At 73.6% G+C, this 19,374-nt stretch carries 17 protein-coding genes and 1 pseudogene; 11 read left to right on the forward strand and 7 right to left on the reverse strand.

Going from position 1 to position 19,374, the window contains the following annotated elements; genetic code table 11:
- From FK498_RS19265 to FK498_RS09795, 3 genes and pseudogenes are all read left to right on the forward strand, one after another.
- A pseudogene (locus FK498_RS19265) lies at positions 1-524 on the forward strand (recombinase family protein); the annotation flags it as partial.
- Between the two features lie 122 nt (positions 525-646).
- Positions 647-2,296 carry a hypothetical protein gene (locus FK498_RS19270; protein ID WP_161988365.1) on the forward strand — a complete coding sequence of 550 codons (1,650 nt, stop codon included), beginning with the start codon at positions 647-649 and terminating at the stop codon, positions 2,294-2,296.
- Positions 2,293-3,825 (forward strand): lipopolysaccharide biosynthesis protein, encoded by a 1,533-nt coding sequence (locus FK498_RS09795; protein ID WP_161988366.1) that lies wholly within the window; start codon positions 2,293-2,295, stop codon positions 3,823-3,825. The genes FK498_RS19270 and FK498_RS09795 overlap by 4 nt, the downstream gene beginning before the upstream one ends.
- A gap of 67 nt (positions 3,826-3,892) precedes the next feature.
- Here the strand turns inward: FK498_RS09795 and FK498_RS09800 are convergent, their stop codons facing one another.
- Entirely contained in the window at positions 3,893-4,825 is a 933-nt protein-coding gene (locus tag FK498_RS09800) for a replication protein RepA (protein ID WP_141854033.1), read from the reverse strand.
- Positions 4,826-5,142: 317 nt separating this feature from the next.
- Between FK498_RS09800 and FK498_RS09805 the strand changes: the two genes are divergently transcribed.
- Entirely contained in the window at positions 5,143-6,096 is a 954-nt protein-coding gene (locus FK498_RS09805; protein ID WP_141854035.1) for an NAD-dependent epimerase/dehydratase family protein, read from the forward strand.
- Positions 6,097-6,140: 44 nt separating this feature from the next.
- On the opposite strand, the gene FK498_RS19275 is transcribed toward FK498_RS09805, so the two are convergent.
- Together FK498_RS19275 and FK498_RS19280 are read right to left on the reverse strand one after the other, a co-directional pair.
- Entirely contained in the window at positions 6,141-6,317 is a 177-nt protein-coding gene (locus tag FK498_RS19275; protein ID WP_161988367.1) for a hypothetical protein, read from the reverse strand.
- A gap of 216 nt (positions 6,318-6,533) precedes the next feature.
- Positions 6,534-7,271 (reverse strand): PEP-CTERM sorting domain-containing protein, encoded by a 738-nt coding sequence (locus FK498_RS19280; RefSeq protein WP_161988368.1) that lies wholly within the window; start codon positions 7,269-7,271, stop codon positions 6,534-6,536.
- Positions 7,272-7,750: 479 nt separating this feature from the next.
- Here FK498_RS19280 and FK498_RS09815 point away from each other — a divergent pair, with 479 nt between their 5' ends.
- Genes FK498_RS09815 through FK498_RS09830 form a run of 4 tightly spaced genes read left to right on the forward strand, consistent with a single transcriptional unit; the run spans position 7,751 to position 10,632 of the window.
- Complete coding sequence (locus FK498_RS09815) at positions 7,751-8,056, forward strand: type II toxin-antitoxin system Phd/YefM family antitoxin (protein WP_237560902.1); 306 nt, start codon at positions 7,751-7,753, stop codon at positions 8,054-8,056.
- On the forward strand, positions 8,053-8,463 hold the full coding sequence (locus FK498_RS09820) for a type II toxin-antitoxin system VapC family toxin (protein WP_255581483.1): 411 nt from the start codon (positions 8,053-8,055) through the stop codon (positions 8,461-8,463). The genes FK498_RS09815 and FK498_RS09820 overlap by 4 nt, the downstream gene beginning before the upstream one ends.
- Positions 8,453-9,493, forward strand: a complete 1,041-nt coding sequence (locus FK498_RS09825) for a GNAT family N-acetyltransferase (protein WP_161988370.1) — start codon at positions 8,453-8,455, stop codon at positions 9,491-9,493. Before FK498_RS09820 ends, FK498_RS09825 begins: the two co-directional genes overlap by 11 nt.
- A complete protein-coding gene (locus FK498_RS09830) occupies positions 9,490-10,632 on the forward strand; it encodes a glycosyltransferase family 4 protein (RefSeq protein WP_141854045.1) in 1,143 nt (380 codons plus the stop codon). Before FK498_RS09825 ends, FK498_RS09830 begins: the two co-directional genes overlap by 4 nt.
- Positions 10,633-10,634: 2 nt before the next feature.
- Here the strand turns inward: FK498_RS09830 and FK498_RS09835 are convergent, their stop codons facing one another.
- Entirely contained in the window at positions 10,635-11,585 is a 951-nt protein-coding gene (locus FK498_RS09835; protein ID WP_141854047.1) for a hypothetical protein, read from the reverse strand.
- 26 nt (positions 11,586-11,611) lie between these two features.
- Here FK498_RS09835 and FK498_RS09840 point away from each other — a divergent pair, with 26 nt between their 5' ends.
- Genes FK498_RS09840 through FK498_RS09850 form a run of 3 tightly spaced genes read left to right on the forward strand, consistent with a single transcriptional unit; the run spans position 11,612 to position 16,120 of the window.
- The gene (locus tag FK498_RS09840) at positions 11,612-12,745 is read left to right on the forward strand and encodes a glycosyltransferase (RefSeq protein WP_237560903.1); all 1,134 of its coding nucleotides are present in this window, start codon (positions 11,612-11,614) and stop codon (positions 12,743-12,745) included.
- A 16-nt stretch (positions 12,746-12,761) separates the two neighbouring features.
- On the forward strand, positions 12,762-15,044 hold the full coding sequence (locus tag FK498_RS09845; RefSeq protein WP_161988371.1) for a glycosyltransferase: 2,283 nt from the start codon (positions 12,762-12,764) through the stop codon (positions 15,042-15,044).
- Positions 15,041-16,120 carry a GNAT family N-acetyltransferase gene (locus FK498_RS09850; RefSeq protein WP_141854051.1) on the forward strand — a complete coding sequence of 360 codons (1,080 nt, stop codon included), beginning with the start codon at positions 15,041-15,043 and terminating at the stop codon, positions 16,118-16,120. The genes FK498_RS09845 and FK498_RS09850 overlap by 4 nt, the downstream gene beginning before the upstream one ends.
- On the opposite strand, the gene FK498_RS09855 is transcribed toward FK498_RS09850, so the two are convergent.
- From FK498_RS09855 to FK498_RS19935, 3 genes are all read right to left on the reverse strand, one after another.
- Positions 16,081-17,205 carry a glycosyltransferase gene (locus tag FK498_RS09855; protein WP_141854053.1) on the reverse strand — a complete coding sequence of 375 codons (1,125 nt, stop codon included), beginning with the start codon at positions 17,203-17,205 and terminating at the stop codon, positions 16,081-16,083. The genes FK498_RS09850 and FK498_RS09855 overlap by 40 nt on opposite strands.
- A gap of 61 nt (positions 17,206-17,266) precedes the next feature.
- On the reverse strand, positions 17,267-17,944 hold the full coding sequence (locus FK498_RS09860; RefSeq protein WP_141854055.1) for a PEP-CTERM sorting domain-containing protein: 678 nt from the start codon (positions 17,942-17,944) through the stop codon (positions 17,267-17,269).
- A gap of 327 nt (positions 17,945-18,271) precedes the next feature.
- On the reverse strand, positions 18,272-19,084 hold the full coding sequence (locus FK498_RS19935) for an NF038132 family protein (protein ID WP_141854057.1): 813 nt from the start codon (positions 19,082-19,084) through the stop codon (positions 18,272-18,274).
- Positions 19,085-19,374 lie beyond the last annotated feature (290 nt).

Raw genomic sequence — 19,374 nt, forward strand, 5'->3', positions numbered from 1 at the left:
ATCCGGGACTGCTCGCGCGCGACCGCGCCACCGTGGCACGCCTCGCGGAGGCACGCGCCCGCGCGCGGCTCGCCCGCGCACTCCCCGATGCCGAGACCTGGCTCGCCCCGGTGCGCCGGCTGCGTCCCGCGACGCCCTGGACGGAGGTGACGCGCGCCGTCAACGCCGCGCTTCCCGCCGGGGCGCGGCCGTTCACGCCGGCGCGGCTGGTCCGGCTGGTCCGGCTGTTCGTCGCCGAGGGGCTGGTCACGCACGCGGCGCTCGCGCCGGCGCCGCGCCGGAGCAGGGGAGGGGGGATGTCCCGTACGGCCGAACTCGCCGCCGCCTATCTGCGCGGCCGGCCCGAGGCCACCCTGGCCGAGCTCGGCGCCGCCCTGCTCCGACTCGGCGTCCGCCCGCCGCGCGGCGGCCCGACCTGGGCGCCCTCCTCCCTCAAGCGACTGGCCGACCGGGCGCGGGCGCTCGGCCTGTCCGGCACCCCACGCTCCGCTGGACCGCGGCCTGGCCTTGCGGCTAGTGACTGAGGCACGCCGCGGCAGCATCAGCCGATCCGGTGCGCGCCCGGCGGTCCCGAGGGTGTTCCGCTGACCGCCTGCGTCCCTGCCGCCACGGCCCGGAGTCCACACCAGAGCCCCTCGGCTCCGGCGTGTTGACGACCCTGCCGCCCTCGGCCTTCGCCCACCCGGCGCTCCGCCCCGGGCGTCGCGAGGCCGTCCTGCTCCTCGCCGCCGCCGGGCTTGCGGTGCTGCTGCGTCTCCTGCTGCTCGAACACCGTTCCTTCTGGTGGGACGAGATGTTCGCGCGCTACTGGATGGAGCTGCCGGCTGCGGCCCTGTTCGGCGAGGCGAACCGGATCGAGACCAACCCGCCGCTCTACTTCCTCGCCCTCAAGCTCTGGGCCGGTCTCGTCGGCACGCGCGATGGCGCGCTGCGCCTCCCTTCCGCGCTCGCCTCGGGCCTCGCCGCGCTGACCGCCGGACGGCTCGGCACGCTCGCGGGCGGCGGGCGGGTCGGGGTCCTTGCCGCCCTCCTCTGCGGCCTCCTGCCCCTCGGACTGTTCACGGGGATGAACGTCCGCCCGCTCGCCTTCTTCCCGCTGTTCCAGGGCCTCTGCCTGCTCGCCGCCGCCGAGTATCTCCGCAGCGCCGCTGAGGCCGGATCCGCTTCGGCCCTGCCGGGCCGCACCCGTGCCGCCTGGCTCGCCCTCTATGTCGCGGCCGGCCTGCTGCAGATCCACTTTCACGCCACCGGCACCGTGTTCGTGGCCGCGACCGGCGCCGCGATCGCGCTCGCCTGCCTGCTTGACCGGCGGCTCGGCGCGGTCGCGCTGCGCGACTGGCTGACCGCCGGCGGCGTGATCGGGCTGGTCTCGATCCCGCAGGGCCTGGCCTATCTCGGCCTGCGCGATGCCGCGCCGATCGCCTGGGCGCAGCCGCCCACCCCCTTCACCCTGATGCAGGTCCTCGGCCGGGCCCTGATCGCCGGCGAAGGACAGCTCGAAACCCCGCTGTTGCGGGGCCTCTTCGGACTGGGGCTCGGGCTGGCGGTCGGGATCGCCGCGCTCGGCGCCTGGACGCTGCGCGGCACGCTGCAGGTCTGGCCCACGGTCGTGCTGCCGGGCTGTTTCCTCCTCCTGCTGCTGGCGGTGAGCTTCCTCCGCCCGATGTGGGCGACACGGTTCCTGGTCGGGCTGATCGTGCCGACAGGCGTGCTGTTCGCGGCCGGGCTCGACCGGCTCTGGCGGTCCTGGCCGGGACGGGGGGTCGCCGGGCTGTTCCTGCTGCTGGTGGCGGTCTTCAACGCCAACCAAGCCTTCGGCCGGACCGAGCACCGCGAATGGTTCATCGCCAGCCGCGCCCTCGCCCGTCTTCTGGAGGCGGAGCCTGCCTGCCAGGGACCGGTGGTGGTGAACCGCACCTATCTCCAGCTTCCGTTCTGGCGCCACTACGGCACGCGGCTCGCCGACGCGGAGGGCTTCCTCCTGGTCGAGGACGCGGTGGCGGCGCGCGGGCCGGTCTGGCACAGCCAGACCCTGGCCTACATGCACCGTTCCGGCCTGCCGATCGCCCGCAGCCTCGGCGTCTCCGAGTTCGGCGCGCTCGGTGCCGCCGCGCCGCATCTCTCGCTGGTGCTGCGCGACGACCCGACCGTGCCGTTGAGTCCGTCCGTCGGGGCCGCGCTCGAGACGCTGCGCGTCCGCTTCGCGGTCGTGCGGGAGGGCGCCTGGGGCGACGCGACCCCGCCCAATATCCGTCTCCGGGTGCTCTGCTTCGCAGACCCCCGTCCGCCGTCGTGACAGCGGAGCCCGCCCCCACGCCGCCGCCCGACCCGACGCTCGGCCGGCGCGCGGCCGTCGCCTCGACCTATGCCGTGCTGCAGCGGATCGCGGTCCGCTCGATCGGCCTCGTCAGCACGCTGGTGCTGGTGCGGCTGCTGACGCCGCAGGATTTCGGCGTGGTCGGCATCGCCTCCGTCGTGCAGACCATGCTCGACTGGCTGACCTCGACCGGCTTCGGGCTTGCCCTGATCCGCATGCCGGCGGTCGAACGGCGGCACTACGACACCGCCTTCACCCTGACCGTCGCCCGCGGCGTGCTGATCGCCGGGCTGCTGGTGGCCGCCGCGGAACCCTATGCGGCCTTCATGGACGAGCCGAGGGTGGCGCCGGTGATGTGGTTCCTCGCCGCGACCGCGGTGGTGCAGTCGCTGGACAACATCCGGCTGTTCGACTTGCAGCGCAGCCTGCGATTTGACGTGCTGCTGCGCTACCACGTCCTCGGCAAGGTGCTCGGCTTCGCCGCCGTGCTGCCGCTCGCCTTCTGGCTCCGGAGCTACTGGGCGCTCGTCATCGCGCCCTCGCTGGCGCGGCTGATCCTGCTGCCGATCGGCTACTGGATCGTTCCCTATCGGCCGCGGCTGGGCCTCGGCGCCTGGCGCGAGCTGTTCCACTTCTCGAAGTGGATCTTCCTCGGCAACGTCGTCGCGGTCGCCGACGCGCAGTCCTTCAACGTGATCGTCGGCCGGCTGAACGGGGTCGCCGCGGTCGGCGTCTACCAGGTCGCCTACCAGGTCGGGGCGCTGCCGATCAGCGAACTGGCCGCCCCGATCCGCCAGCCCGCCTTCGCGGCCTTCGCGCGGGTGCAGCACGACCGCCGCGCGCTCACCGACTACCTGCTCGCAGGCTTGGCGCTGCAATGGCTGCTGATCATGCCGCTCAGCGCCGGCATCGCGCTCACCGCCCGGGAGATCACGCTGCTGTTCCTGGGCGACCGCTGGAGCATGGTGATCGGGCTTCTGCCGCTCGTCGCCCTGTTCGCCCTGTTCGACGGCCTGCGCGACTATCTCGGCAGCCTGTTCCTGGCGCTCAACCGGCAGCGCATCGTGGTGGTGCGCCTCGCCGCGCTGACGGTTCTCAAGGTCCTGGCGGTGTTCTGGGCTGCCGGACGCTTCGGCCTGCAGGGCGCGGCCGTCGCCATGCTCGCGGCCGCCGTCGTGACCTTCCTGCTCTGGCTCGCGATGACGCGGCGACAGCTCGCTTGCGCCTGGCGGCAGATCGTCGCCGCGCTCTGGCGGCCGGCGGCGGGTGCTGCGGCGATGGCCGCGACGGTGCTGGTCCTGCCGGACGGGATCGGCCCTCTCCTTGGCGGACCGGCCGCGGCGCTTGCCACTGCGCTTGCCCTCAAGGCCGTGCTCGGCGCCCTCGCCTATGCCGTGCCGGTGGTGACGCTCTGGCTGATCGCCGGCGCGCCGGGCCGGTCGGCGGAGGCCTTCGTGCTGCGCGGCCTGCAGGCGGCGCTCCGTCGCGTCGTCCGGCTGCGTCAGTAGAGTCCCAACCCGTTCCCGGCAGCGGGTTGCATCGGGGGGGCCGCCCCGAGCCGGTGGTCCGACCGGATCAGGTGATCCCGAGCCGGCGCGCCTCCTGGCGCGGCACCGCCGGGGGCGAGGGCAGGAGCAGGATGCCGTCGCGTTCCGGTTCTACCCGCGCCTCGGGATAGACCGCGAGTGCCAGCTTCAGCGCCTCGAGGAAGGTGGGCTTGAGCTGCCGGGCGAGCCGGAACCCGGCGCCGAACTGGCCGTGCAGCGCGCTCCAGCTCACCGGCGTGGGCTTGGCGAGCGCATGCAGCCGGTAGGCGAGCCAGATATAGACGTCGATCGCCAGGCTGCGGTTGCTGATCGCCTTGATCGCCTCCTCGCGCACGGGCACCGGATGCTCGCGCAGGGACCGCCAGAACCCCTCGTCCAGCCGCACCTTGTCCTGCCAGAGCGTGGGCTGGTCCTCGTCGTCGATCACGCCGGCGAAGCTGATCGCGTCCTGCACGAAGGCGCCGTTGTGGCGGGCTTCGGCGCCGTTCTCGCGGGCGAAGAAGAAGGTGAGGCGGCAGGCCGAGATGCGCCGTGCCTGTTCGGTGACGAGCTGGTAGGTGCGCCCGCCGGTGGTGAGCGACATCCGCCCCATCCAGGCCTTCATGGACCGTCCGAGCTCGACCTCGGGCGAGCCGGTGCGCACCGCCTCGGTCTGGAGATAGAGCAGGATCAGCCGGGCGAAGGAGCCGTAGGGCACGCCCACGAACTGGCCCTTGCGGTCACGCCCGGATTCCACCAGCAGGGTGGTGCGGTGTCCCTCGCGCCGCCACAGCACCTCCTCGATGCGCTTGTGCGGCAGCGAGGTCATGGCGAACCCCGCATGGGTGATGCCGAGGCGGTTCTCCTCTTCGGCCATGATGGCGGCGGCCGCCTCGATCGCCTGCCGGTCGCTCTTGCTGGCGGCGCGGGCGCGGGCCCCTTCCAGCCCGTGTTCGCGGATCAGCCGGTGCACGTCACCCATGGCGACGGATGACGCCGCGTTTCGTTCCCTGAATGCAAGGGGGACTCTACTGACGCGACCTAATAGGAAGGTATTAGGAGGAGTCTATTAGATTCGTCAGTAAAGTCCTCTGGATAACCGCGAGTCGCGTCGGCAGAGTCCCCTTCCGCGTCGGCAGAGTCCCCGGGATATTTCGATATCGCTGTGGACAACTCCGCTCCCGGGCGAGCGTCAGTAGAGTCCCCTCGCCACGGCCGGGCCCGAGTCGGCGCCGAGGTTCCATCGCGCCGGCTTGCCGTGCAGTCTCTTCCCCCTTCCTTCCCGGGTCGCGGAGTCCCATGCCCCTTCTTCTCGTCACCGGCGGCTGCGGCTTCATCGGCTCGCATCTCTGCGCTGCCCTGATCGCGCGCGGCGACGCGGTGCGCGTGCTCGACGACCTCTCCACCGGCAGCCGTGCCAATCTCGCCCCTGGCGCGGAGCTTGTGGTGGGCGACGTGGCCGACCCGGCCACCGTGCGCGCGGCGATGGCGGGGGTGGAGGGGGTGTTCCATCTCGCCGCGATCGCCTCGGTGCAGCGCTGCACCGAGGACTGGCTGGGCGCGCACCGGGTGAACCTGTCCGGCTCGATCGCGGTGTTCGACGCGGCCCGGAACCCCGGGGGGAGGGGGCCGGTGCCGGTGGTCTATGCCTCCTCGGCTGCGGTCTATGGCGAGCAGGACCGCCTGCCGATCGCCGAGGACGCGCCCTGCCGGCCGCTTTCGGCCTACGGGGCCGACAAGCTCGGCTCGGAACTGCACGCGCGGGTCGCAGGCAGCGTGCACGGCGTGCCGACGCTGGGCTTGCGCTTCTTCAACGTGTTCGGACCGCGCCAGGACCCGCGCTCGCCCTATTCCGGGGTGATCTCGATCTTCTGCGACCGCTTCGCGGCCGGCGAGGGGGTGGAGATCTACGGCGACGGGGCGCAGACGCGCGACTTCATCGCGGTCTCGGACGTCGTCGCCGGGCTGGTGGCGGGGCTCGGCGCGGCCTCCACCACCGCGCCGGTGCTCAATCTCTGCACCGGGCGGGCGACCTCGGTCGTCGATCTCGCGCGCACGATCGCCGGGCTCTGCGGGATCGCGCCCGCGATCCGCCATGGGCCGGCGCGGCCGGGCGAGATCCGCCACTCGGTGGGCGCGCCGGAACGCGCGCGCGCGATGCTGGGCCTGGGCGCGCCGCGGACGCTCGCCGAGGGACTCGGGGAGGTGCTGGCCTGGCTGCGCGCCGGGCGGCCCGGGCTCGCCGAGGGCTGAGCCGGTTCGGGAGGGCCGGAAAGCGGGAAATCCGGAAAGCGGGATCAGGCCGCCAGCCAGGCGATCGCAAGCCCGATCGCCGCCCAGAGGGCCAGCGAGCCGGCGAGGATCACCGCCGTTGCGGCGGGCCAGGAGAGCCGTTCCGGCAGGGGGGGCGTGGCGCTGCCGGCAAGTGCCGCGGCCTTGGCCGGGCGGGGGTCGGTTCCTCCTGTCCTGCTCATGCCGCTCGCTCCCCGATTCCTCACGTCACACCCGGCGCTGCACCCCGGCCCACGGGCCCTGAACGGATCCGGGTCCAGGGAGCATCCCGCGCCGGCTGCGCCATCATAAGTTGTGGCCCCGGTCTGTGGCAAAGCCGAGGCAGGGGCAGGGGGAAAAAGAGGACGGGGCGGCCTTGCGGCCGCCCCGTCGAGACGAGCCCCGCAGGGGCGGGGCGCTCAGCCGCGCCGGCGGCGCAGGGCGGCCCCGAGCCCGAGCAGGCCCAGGCCGAGGAGGCCGAGCGAGGCGGGCTCGGGCACCGGCACGGTCGGGTTGAAGGCGATGTTGTCGAACTCGAAGGCGAACTGCGAGGAGGTCGCGACCACCCGGTCGAAGCCCACGGTCGAGGTGATGTTGACGTAGAGCGTGCCGTTCACGCCCTGGTCGCCATTCGGGGCGAGAACGACGTCGCTGCCGGTGATCGAACCCACCAGGGTGGCGCCGTCGTAGAAGCTCAGCGTGTTGTAGTCGTCCACCGAGCCCCAGAGCAGGCCGAAATACTGCTGCAGCCCCGGCAGCAGGATCTCGACCGCCGCGCCGGCAGTGTTCCCGGTCGAGCCCGAGGTGATGTAGGTGGTGGTGTCGGCGCCGTTCGGCTGGTTGCCGGCTGGCGGGTTGTTCACGCCGTTATCGTTGCCGAAGCCGGTGCCGTTGCCGCCCGAGAGGAAGGGCGCGGCGTACAGGCCGGACGCGCTGCCCTGCACGGCCTGGGCGTTCGGCGTGAAGTTCACGGTGATGCCGCTCTGCGGCGAGACCCCGCCGCCGGTGCCGAGCGAGAGCCAGTCGAGATTGTCGAGCGTGACGCCGGTGGGCGCGCCGCCGACCGAGCCGCTGACCGTGAGCGCGGCCTGGGCCGCACCGGCCGCACCGACCGCCATCACCACGGCCGCCAGCAGCGCGTTCCTGAAGGAGCTCATCATGTGTTCCTGTTTCCTGCGGACCGAAGATGGTCCAAGAACGCAACGCATGATCCGTGCCAATCGCATAACCCCTTGAGACCGCAGGAGTCTGCCCGACTGCGGGACAGCACGTGTAAAGTCTGCCGACAGGGCAGACCCCGCCCATGCGTGGTTCTCGGCGGGCAGGACCCGCGTCGGCCTCGGGGCGTGTCGGAAAACCTTACACTGGCCATGGCCACACGCCTGGCGGGCAACAAGCATCCCAGATTCATTGACTTGGTCCAAATATTGCTGGTCAGCCTCCGTCCTGAGCCCGCGGACCCGATGTCCTTCGGCGTCGCCCGCTGCGGTTCGGATCGGCGTGGCGGACGCATGCGTCCCCCACGCCCGATCGCCCCCATGGGAAGTCCCACGGCGAGGCGAGGCGGGGCCGGGCCTCGGGGGGGCGCCCGGCCCCGCTGATTCTTGGGACCTTGTGCCGTTTCCATGGAATCCTGTTGCGAGAATGCCCGATCCCCCCATATCTGACCGGTCAGAATAACGGGTCAGATATGCGTGAAATCCAGGCAACCGAGGCAAAGGCACACCTCGCCCAGCTGCTCACTGCCGTTGAACGCGGTGAGAGCTTCGCGATCACCCGCCACGGCAGGCCGATCGCCCATCTCGTGCCCGCCGCTGCCGGCACCCGCTCGGCCGCGCGCGCCGCAATCGCCCGCTTCCGTGCCCAGCGTGCCAGCTGGGGCAAGACCGGCATCACCCTCCAGGACATCCTCTCGGCGCGCCACCACGGGCACCGGGCGTGAGCCCCATCGTCATCGACGCGTCGGTTGCGGCCACATGGGTGCTGGACGACGAGAGCGATCCCCGCGCCGAGGAGACGCTTCACCTGCTCGAAGAGGTGCCGGGCGTGGTTCCCCAACTCTGGCACTTCGAGATACGGAACATCCTGCTCGTCGCCTGGCGACGGGGGCGGATCTCCCCCCGGGGGCTGGCCGAACGCGTCGCAGCGCTCGGCGGTCTTCCGCTCCGCACCGACACGGAGCCGGACCTCGCCGCGGCCCTCGACCTCGCCGCCCGGCACGGGCTTTCCTTCTATGACGGCCTCTATCTTGAGGTCGCGCACCGTCTCCGCGCAGCGCTTGCCAGCCTGGACGAGGCCCTCGTCCGCGCAGCGCGTGCCGAAGGGATCCCGGTCCAGGGTGACCGCTGATCCGCCCCGCCTCGTGCCGCTGCCGCGCGAGGGCCTGCCTCCCTGGGCCGAGTCCCTGCTCGACCAGCACGGCTTCTGGTCCGGGCGGATCTGGTACGACACCGTGCTCGCCCACGCGCTTCCCCCCGCCGCCGAGCCGCTCGCCGCCCGCTGCGGCGCGGCCGCGGTGCCGCTGCTCGGCGAAGGGGGTCGGCTCCGCAGCCTGACCACGCCCTACACCCAGGACTGGCGCCCGCTCGCCGCCCCGGGGCTCGACGCGGCCGGCTGGCGCGCGGCCGGGCAGGGCTTCGGCGCCCTGCTGCGGCGCCGCCCGCCCGCGCTCCTGGAGGCGATCGATCCGGCGGGCGCCTGGCTCGCCCCCTTCCTCGCGGGCCTGCGTGCCGCCGGCATCCGCGCCACCCGCTTCGATCACACAGGGGTATGGCGGGAAACGCTCGCGGACGGGCAGGACTGGGAGGGCTACCTCGCGTCCCGCCCCTCCGCCCTGCGCCACACGATCGCGCGCAAGGGTCGCCGCGCCGAACGCGAGACGCGGTTCGACCTGATCGCCGCTCCGGGTGCAGCGCTCGAGGCCGGGATCGCGGCGTTCCACGCCGCCCGCGCCGGGTCGTGGAAGCCCGGCGAGCCCTTCCCGGACTTCGACGCCGCGCTGATGCGGGCCGCCGCCGCAGCCGGCGCGCTGCGACTCGGCGTGCTCACCCGAATCGCCGACGGCACCCCGCTCGCCGCCCAGTACTGGATCCTCGACCAGGGCGGGACACGCGCCACCGTGCCCAAGCTCTTCCATCTGGAGACCGAGCGTGCGGCCTCGCCGGGAACCGTGCTCACCGCCATGATGCTCCGCCATCTGATCGCGGAGGACCGGGTGCGGGTGATCGATTTCGGCCGGGGCGACGATGCCTACAAGGCGCACTGGGTGTCGGGCCGGGTGCAGCTGATCGGCCTCGTTCTCGCCGATCCGCGCCACCCGGCCGGGCTGGCCGCGCTCGCGCGCCAGGCGGCGGGGCGGCTGCTGCGCCGCTTCCGATGAGGATCCTCTACAGCCACCGCATCCAGTCGCGCGACGGCCAGGGCGTGCACCTCGACGCCCTGGTCGCCGCGCTGCGGGCCGAGGGCCACGAGGTGCGTGTCGTCGGGCCCGCCGCCTACGATCGGGCGGAGCTCGGGGCCGAGAGCCGGCTCGTCGCTCTGATCCGCCGGCTGCTGCCACGGTTCGCGGCCGAGCTTCTGGAGCTCGGCTACAGCCTGCCCGCCTTCCTGAAGCTCGACCGGGCGGCGCGGGACTTCGCTCCGGATGCGCTCTACGAGCGCTACAACCTGTTCTTCCTCGCCGGCGCGCTCGTCGCCCGGCGGCGCGGTCTGCCCTTCCTGGTCGAGGTGAACGCGCCGCTGGCGGAGGAGCGCGCCCGCTTCGGCGGCCTTGCGCTCACGGGCCTCGCCCGGTGGTCCGAACGCTTCGTCTGGCGCCGCGCCGACCGGGTGCTGCCCGTGACCGCGGTGCTGGGAGGGCACGTCGCCGCGGCCGGGGTGCCGACCGAGCGGATCGTCGTGATCCCGAACGGCATCGACCTCGCGGACTTCCCCGAGGCGCTCGCCGCGCGCCAGTCCGGCCCGGAGGCGGCGGAGCTCGTGCTCGGCTTCGTCGGCTTCGTGCGCGAGTGGCACGGGCTGGATGCGGTGGTGCGCGGCATCGCGGCCTGGGACGGGCCGCCGCGGCTGAAGCTGCGCGTGGTGGGGGAGGGGCCGGCGCGGCCGGGGCTCGAACGCCTCGCCGCCGAGCTCGGCATCACCGGGCGGGTGGAGTTCACCGGGCTGGCCAGGCGCGAGGCGATCCCCGGGCTCGTTGCCGGCTTCGACATCGCGCTCCAGCCTGCGGTCGTGCCCTATGCCTCTCCCCTGAAGGTGTTCGAGTACATGGCCGCCGGCCGGGCGATCATCGCCCCCGACCAGCCCAACATCCGCGAGGTGCTGGAGCACGGCCGCACCGCGATCCTGTTTGACGTGAAACAGTCCGACGGGCTGTGGCAGGCGATCCGCCGCCTCGCCGCCGACCCGGCGTTGCGTGCCCGGCTCGGCCAGGCGGCGCGGGCGGAGGTGCTGGCGCGCGACCTCACCTGGGCGGGCAATGCGCGCCGGGTGGCGGCGCTCGCTGCGGCGGCGCGGCGATGAGGTCAGCGCACCTCGCCCGGCCCCGCCAGCACCACGACCGTGCCGCGGATCGTGTTCCCCTCCACCAGGACCGGCGTGCCGGTCCGGTTCTCGACGAAATTCGTCCCGCGCGGCATCAGGTTCTCGAACCGGTTGCCGATCACGCGCAGGCTCGCGGTCGGATGCCGCACCCCTTCGGCGCCCAGCATCACCGCAGCGGTGGGGTTGCCGTGGTCGGGACCCTTGCGCAGCGTGGTGTTCGCGAGCAGCAGGTTGCCGCCATTGGGGATGTCCACCAGGTAGCTCGCCCGGTTGCCGGGCGTGTCGAGGATCGCGCTGTCGATGATCTCGGTGGCGAGCGCACGCGACTTCACGTGGTGGCAGATCCGCGTTCCCTCGAACCGGCTGCGCCGGATCGCGACGAGCGCCCAGGTCCCGGCATAGAGCCCGTGGGCGCATTCGTGGATCAGCGCGCCGTTGCCGACGAACGCGCTCTCCTCGATGACGAGCCGCGCCTCGGGCAGGCGGTGATGGGTCAGGATGCCGTTCTGGTTGTCCTCGAAGCGGGACCGCAGGACGGTCAGATCCCCGCCCTCGGCACGGATCCCCGCCGCGTTGCCGCCCTCGAACGCCGCTCCGCGGAAGGTGAGCCCGCGCACGGTGACGCGCGGGGCGGTGATCACGAACAGCGCCTTGCCGGCGCAGATCGGCCCGGTGATCACCACCTCCCCGCCCGCGGCCTCGATCGTCAGGCCGGGGGCGCGCCAGACCGCACAGTCGCGATACACCCCCGGCGCGATCACGACCCGGTCGCCGGGCCCGGCCGCCCGCGCCGCCTCGCTCGGCATGGCGAAGCGCTCGCCCGGGCCCACGCGCAGCGTCCCGGCCGCGGCCGGGAGGGCGGCGAGCAGGATCGCCACCAGGGTGGGGAGAAGGGTGGGGAGGGGGGAATTTCCCCGTCTGGGCTTTCTCATGGGGAAAACTGTGCAAGGCAGGCTGGATGACCATGCCCGCTGCACCGGCCCGGGGTCCATCCCCGCCGCCCGGCTCCGCGCCGCTCCTGCTTCACATCTTCCCGACCTTCGCGATCGGCGGCGCGCAGGTGCGCCTCGCCGCGCTCGCCAACCGCTTCGGGCCGCGCTTCCGCCACGCCATCGTCGCCCTCGACGGCCGGACCGACTGTGCCGAGCGGCTCGATCCCGCCGTGCCCTTCGTCCTGCTGCCGGCGCCGCCGCCGGGGAGCGGGCCGGCGCGGTTTCTGCGCATCCGCCGGTTCCTGCGCGACCTGAACCCCGATCTGCTGGTCACCAGCAACTGGGGTGCGATCGAGTGGGCGGCCGCCAATCTCCTCCCCCCGCGCATCCGCCATCTTCACACCGAGGACGGGTTCGGCCCCGACGAGGCCGCCGGCCAGAAGCCCCGCCGCGTGCTGTTCCGCCGGCTCGTCCTGCGCCGCTCGACCGTGGTGCTGCCCTCGCTGACGCTGCTGAAGGCCGCGCGCGAGACCTGGCGCCTGCCCGCCTGCCGCCTGCACCACATCCCGAACGGGCTCGACCTCGCCCGTTTCCGCCCCGACGGGCCGCGCCTGCCGCTCGCGCCGCCGGGCGAGGGGCCGGTGATCGGCACGGTCGCCCGGCTGCGCGCCGAGAAGAACCTCGCCCGCCTCCTGCGCGCCTGCGCGGCGCTGCACCGCGACGGGCTCGCCTTCCGCCTGGTCGTGATCGGCGACGGGCCGGAGGAGGGAATGCTCCGCGCGCTCGCCGCCGAACTCGGCATCGGCGGCATCACCCGCTTCGCCGGCCACGTGCCCGATCCGGCCGCGGCCTACCGCGCCATGGACGTCTTCGCGCTCTCCTCGGATACCGAGCAGATGCCGTTCTCGGTGATGGAGGCGATGGCCTCGGGCCTGCCCGTGGCGTCCACCGATGTGGGCGACGTCGCGGCGATGCTGGGGGAGGAGGGGCGCCCCTTCCTCGCGCCGAAGGACGATCGCGCGCTCGCCGCAGCCCTGCGCCCGCTCGTCACGGACGGCCCGCTCCGGCACCGGATCGGGGCGGCGATGCGCGCCCGCGCGGAAGCCGAGTACGACGAGGCGGCGATGGCGGCCCGCTATGCGGCGCTGTTCGGGGGATGAGGCAGGACAGGACCGGATGAGCGGAACCAGCCCGGCGGCAGGGATGCCGGCAGAGGGGATCGACGAGGCGCGCGCGACCCCGCCCCGGCGCGTGCTGCACGTCTATCGCCGTTTCCATCCCGACTACACCGGCGACGGCATCTACTTCACCCGCCTGATCCCGCTGATCGCGCGGCACGGCGTGGCGAACGAGGTGCTGGCCTTCGAGACCGATCCGGGCGAGGGTCCCGCCGGCACGATCCACAAGGGAATACCCGTGCACTACCTGTCGCGCACCCATGGCGCGGCGACGCGGACGAACCTCATGCGGTGGCTGATCCGTCACGGCCGCCGCTACGACGTGATCCACCTGCATTCGCACATCGACCGCACCTTCCTGACCTATGGGCTGGCCCGGCTCTTCGGGCGGCAGGTGCTGTTCTCCTGCACCCTCGACGACAGCCCGCCCCAGCTCATCGCGCAGTACCGACCGCGCTACCGCCGCCTGGTGCGCGCCCTGCTGGCGACGATCAACCGCTTCGTCGTGATCAGCCCCTACCTCCTGCGCCGCGCCCTCGAGACCGTGCCGCCCGGGCGGCTGCGCTTCATCCCTCAGGGCGGGATCCTGCAAGACGACCCGTCATCGCCGGAGGAGCGGGCGCGCCTGCGGGGACGGCTCGGCGCCGGCCAGGATGACCTCGTGCTGCTCAATGTCGGATCGATCTCGCGACGCAAGAACGTGCTCTGGCTGGTCGAGGCGCTCGCGCTGATCCCCGATCCGGGCGTGCGCCTCGTGGTGGTCGGCCCGGTGCTGGAGGCCGACTACGCAGCCGAGATCGAGGCCGCGATCCGCCGCCACGGCCTTGCCGAACGGGTCGTGCTGACGGGCTTCGAGGAGCGGCCGGAGCCGTTCTACCGGGCCGCCGATGCCTTCGTCTTCTCCTCGGTCTCGGAAGGCTTCGGCAACGTCTATGTCGAGGCGATGGCGCATCGCCTGCCGATCATCACGCGCTTCCTGCCCGGCATCACCGACTTCATCATCCAGCACGGCACGACCGGGTTCCTGGTCGACACGCCGGCGCAGTTCGGAGCCGCAGTCGGCGCGCTGCGCGCCGATCCCGCGCTCGGCGCCCGGATGGGCGCAGCCGGGCGCCGCTTCGCCGAGCGCAATCTCGAGCTCGGCCGTGTCGCGCGCGCCTATGCCGCGCTCTATCGCGACGCGCCCGACCCGGCCGGGGATGGGGACGGGTTCCCCGATTTCCGCATCCGCTTCACCCGCGACCTCGCCGCCGGGCCGGCCGCGATCGGCCTGGCCGAGATCGACACGCCGACCGACTGGCCGCCGCTCCTGCAGGTGGTGATCGACACCGAGGCGGCCTTCGAGTGGGACAAGGGCACCTACACCGATATCGGCCAGGTGGCGCCGACGCGCGCGCTCGAGGCGCGCTTCGAGGTCTTCCGCCGCCATGGGGTGCTGCCCGCCCTGGTGGTGGACTACCCCGTGGCCACGCGCGAGGAGAGCGCGGGCATCATCCGCCGGCTCGCCGCCGAGGGCTGCGAGGTGGGCGTGCATCTGCACCCCTGGAGCGCGCCGCCCATGGTGGAGCCGAAGGACGACTGGCATTCCTTCTCCGGCAATCTCGGCCCCGATCTGGAACGGATCAAGCTCGCCGCGCTGACCGAGGCGGTCGCCCGCCTGCTCGGCCGGCCGCCCAGCCTGTTCAAGGCCGGCCGCTACGGTCTTTCGCCCGATACGGTCGCGGCGCTTGGCGCCCTCGGCTTCGCGATCGACCTGTCGATCTGTCCCGGCTACGACTACACGGCGATGGGCGGGCCGGACTTCAGCCGCTTCACCGCCCGGCCCGGCTGGTTCGCGGGCTCCCGGCCGATCCTGTCGCTGCCGACCACGGCCGGCCATGTCGGCTGGCTTTCCGGCCACGCCGCCGCGCTCGACCGGCTCGCGCGCAGCGCCGCCGGCCGCGCCCTCCGCTTCGAGCGGCTGGCCGCGCGCGCCAACGCGCTCTATCCGCTCCGCCTCTCGCCGGAGGGGACCACGCTTGCCGAGATGCGCGACCTGACCCGGCGGCTTCTGGGCCGGGGGCTCCGCGTCTTCACCCTCACCCTGCACAGCCCGACACTTGCGCCCGGCAACACGCCCTATACCCGCACCGAGGCCGACCTCGTCGCGCTGCTCGAGCGCATCGACCGCTACCTCGCCTTCTTCCGCGACGAGCTCGGCGGGCAGTTCACCACGCCCTCGGCCCTGCATGCGCGGCTCTCCGCCCTGCGGCCGCCGGGATCGGCCCGGCCGGACGCGTGACGGCCGCCCGGGTCACGATCGAACCGGTCCGGTCCTTCGAGGCGATCGGTCGCGCCTGGCAGGCGCTCGAGGCGGAGGCCGGGCCGATCCCGCCGTTCCGGGCCTGGAGCTGGGTCGGGTGCCTGGCCGAGGAGCGCTATTCCGATCCCTGGCTCGCGCGCGCCGAGGCCGGGGGCCGGACGGTCGGCCTTGCCCTGTTCAACCGCGCGCGCGGGCGGCTCCTGCTCGCCGAGAGCGGCGAGGCGGCGCGCGATGCGCCCTTCGTCGAGCACAATGGACCGCTGGTCGCCGCCGGGGCCGCGCCCGACACGGCGGCGGCGCTGCTCGCCGCCGCCTGGCAGGCGAGGGGGGTGCGCCGGCTGCGCCTCTCGGGGGTCGAGCCCGCGCTCGCGCAGGCGGCCGGGGGGGTCGCGCTCCGTCACCGGATCCGCCCCGCCCCCTTCGTCGAGCTCGATCGGGTGCGCGCGGCCGGCGGTGACCCGCTCGCCCTCCTCAGCGCCAATGCGCGCCAGCAGCTCCGCCGCACGCTGCGCCATCTCGGCGCCGCCGGGCCGCTCGTGCTGACGCGCGCCGCCACGCCGGCCGAAGCGGCGGGCTTCCTCGACCGGCTGATCGCCCTGCACCAGGCGGACTGGCAGGCGCGCGGCCGGCCGGGGGCCTTCGCCGACCCCTTCATGCCGCGCTTCCACCATGTCCTGGTCGCGCGCAGCTTCGCGGCGGGCGGGATCGATCTCTGGCGCCTGGCGGCGGGCGGGCGGGAGCTGGGCTATCTCTACGCCCTGACGCGCGCCGGCCATGTCTGCCTCTACCAGGGCGGGTTCGTGCGGGCGGCGGCGGCCGATCACCGGCCTGGGCTGGCGGCGCATGTGCTGGCGATCGCCGAGGCCGCGCGGCGTGGCGACCGCATCTACGACTTCCTCGCCGGCGCGGCGCGCTACAAGCGGAGCCTCGCCACGGCGAGCCGCGATCTCGCCTGGGTGGAGCTGGTGCGGCCGGGCAGCGCCGCGGCCTGGGCGGCGCGGCTGCGCCGCCTGGTTCAGCGCGCGCGCCAGACCAGGGTGGACGACATCGCGTAATTCCACACCACCGTCATCAGCGCCCCGGCCGCGCCGGCGAGTTCCCAGCCGAGCACGCCGTCGCGCAGCAGCACCGCGGCGATGCCCGCATTCGCCACCGCGCCCACGCCGCAGACGAGATAGAACAGCACCAGCCCGCGCAGCATCGCCGCGCCGCGCAGCCGGCGGTCGCGATAGGTGATGCGGTTGTTGATCAGGAAGTTCGAGGTCATGGCGGCGAGGGCGCCGAGCCACATCGCCCGCTCGAACGGCACCGGGCCGAGCCCGTGGGCCAGGCCCAGCACCACCATGTGCACGACCACGCCGGTCAGCCCGACCGCGGCGAAGGCGAGGAAGCGCAGCGGCAGCACGCCGCCGAGCGCCTTGTCGAGCAGCAGCCCCAGATACTCGATCAGCACGGCGAGATCGAGCTTGCTCTCGCCCGCCTGCCGAGGGCGGAAGCTGTAGGGAAGCTCCATCACCCGCAGCGGCCGGTCGGCCGAGAGGATGATGTCGAGCAGGATCTTGAAGCCGGTACCGTTCAGGCGCGGGGCGAGGCCGTCGAACACCGCGCGCGGCAGGGCGAAGAAGCCGCTCATCGGATCGGCCACGCGCATCGGCAGGAGCCGCTGCGCCAGCCCCGCGCCCGCCTCGGAGATCCGCTGGCGGAGGTCCGAGAAGCCGCCCGCCGCCGCCCCGCCGGCGACATGGCGGCTGCCGATCACGAGCTCGGCCTCCTCGGCCTCGAGCGCGGCGAGCATGCGCGGCAGCAGGGTCTCGTCGTGCTGCAGGTCGCCGTCGATCACCGCGAGGAAGGGTGCGGCGGAGGCGAGCATCCCCTCGATGCAGGCGGAGGCGAGGCCGCGCCGGCCGATGCGGCGGATGCAGCGGATGCGGGGATCGCGCGCCGCGATCGCCTTGGCCACCGCGGCGGTGCCGTCGGGGCTGTCGTCGTCGACGAAGATCGCCTCCCAGGCGAGGCCGGCGAGGGCGGCGTCGAGCCGGCGCACCATCTCCGGCACGTTCGCCGCCTCGTTGTAGCAGGGCACGACCACGGTCAGCCGTGGCGGGGCGGGCGGCGCGACGGCTGCGGGGGGCGTGCTCATGGGCAGCGAGACCATACGCCGCGCCGCCGCCCCTTGCCGATGCCGGATCGCCGCCGCGCGGTCAGGCGCGGCGGATCCGGCGAGCGCAGCCGAGGCCGGCGAGGGCGAGGCCGAGGAGGGCGAGCGAGGCGGGTTCGGGCACCGCGGTCGCGGCCTGGGCGGTGTCCGCCATGTCCGTCCGGGCAGGCTCCCCGGCCGGCGGGTCGGACGGATCGGCGGTCACGACCGGCGTGGTGAGGTCCGGGGACGGGTTCTCCTTCCGACCGCCGTCGGTGTCGGTGACCTCGGGGAGCGGCGCGCTGCCACCGCCGCCACTGCCACCACCCCCGCCGAACCCGCCGGTGCCGCCCATGCCGCCGCCGAAGCCTCCGGATCCGCCGCCACCGCCGCCGCCCAAGCCGCCTGCGCCGCCGGCCCCGCCTGCGAAGCCGAAGCCGGCGATCATCAGGGGGGCGGGGCCGTCCTCGGAACCGCCGGGCGCGTCCTCGGCGTCGGACCCGGCGGGCCGGTCGCGGTCGGCCGGGTCCTTGAACCCGCCCTGGATCGGGCGGGGCGGGGCGGACAGCAGCAGGAGCGGGGGCGCGGGCGGGACGGTCGCCACCTGCTCAGGGCGCGGCGGCGGGGTCCAGGCCGCGACCGTCGGGCCGCCCTGGGAGGGCGCATGGGACAGCGTCATGCTGGCGATCAGCAGGGCGAGGGGCGGGACGGCGGCGAGGCGGCGGGAGCGGCGGTGGCGCATGGCGGCTCGATTCGTGTCTGACGTGCAATGGTCTCCGGTTGTGCACGCTAGGAAGCAGGCAGCATGCCAGATGGAGAACCCTTTTTTGGACAAGCCGCTATCGATGCCTCGCCGCATCGGCTTGGCCGGATGTAAAGGATTTCGACATGCCGCTGGGCCGGGCGGCGCCGGGCAGTCCTGCACGGAGGCGCAACGTGATCGGCCCCGCCCTCATCCTGACCCTCTCTCCCGCGAAGGCGGAAAGGCGGACAACGGAAAGGCCGGGCGGTCGGCCCGCCCGGCCCTCGCTCTCGGGCCGCAGGTGCGGCCCGTCCCCTGGTCAGACGGTCAGGCGCGGCGCCGACGCGCGGCCAAGCCCAGGCCGAGGAGGCCCAGGCCGAACAGCGCCAGCGAGGCGGGCTCGGGCACCGGCTGCGGGTCGATCGGGTCGCCGGCGATGGTGGCGCCGGCGATCGCCAAGCCGGACTGGTAGGCCGTATCGCCCCAGTTCGTCACGCCGAACTGCAGCCGGTAGGTGCCGGCGGTGACGATCGTGTAGCTGGACTTCACCCAGCCGGAGAGGCCGCAGCCGTCGTCGAAGCAGGAGCCGGAGTCGCTGCCGAGCTCGTCCCAGACCGGGCCGCCGTCATTGCCCGTGCCGAGCACGATCGGGACGGTCGCCGGGTCGAGCGTCGCGTCGGGCGAGGGCATGCCGGTGCCGGGCACGATGTTGTCCGGCGCGGGCACGGTGCGGGCGGTGAACAGCAGCGCCACCTCATCGCCGGAGGCGTCGAGCAACCGCGCCCAGGCGTAGTCGGCGAAACCGGCGCCGTCGGAGGTGACATAGTTGAAGTAGAACTCGAGCGCGTCGCCGGCATTGGCGGCGAAGAGCGGCGAGGTGAGCGTCGAGCCGTTCGTTTCGTCGCCGAGCGAGAGCAGGTTGCCGCCGCCGTCCGCGCCCTCGTCGGTGGTGACGAACAGGTACTGGGTGTGGCCGGCCGGGATCGTGCCGACATCGCCGTTCGGCGTGCCGGTGCCGACCGTGCCGATGCCGGTCCAGCCGGCGGGCGCGCCGTAGGACGGGGCGGCCTCGGCGGCCGGGGCGAGGGCCAGCCCGCCCATGAGGGCGAGGGTGGCGGTCATGGTGCGAAGCGCGGTCATCGGCGGTCTCGACTCTCCCGGGTGGTGCTGCGCAGGCAGGACAGCAACAATCGTACCAATCCGAAGAAACCGTTCGGGATCAATCGTCAAGGCCGACAGGTGAGGCCGCTGCAGGCCGGACTGTCAAGAATCCCGACGGATCCGCTCCGCCCTCATCCTCGCCCGGGGCGGGGAAGCGGGGGCGGGGAAGGGGCGGACAACGGAAAGGCCGGGCGGTCGGCCCGCCCGGCCCTCGCTCTCGGGCCGCAGGTGCGGCCCGTCCCCTGGTCAGACGGTCAGGCGCGGCGCCG

The sequence above is a fragment of the Elioraea sp. Yellowstone genome (assembly GCF_006704265.1).
Taxonomy (GTDB): domain Bacteria; phylum Pseudomonadota; class Alphaproteobacteria; order Acetobacterales; family Acetobacteraceae; genus Elioraea.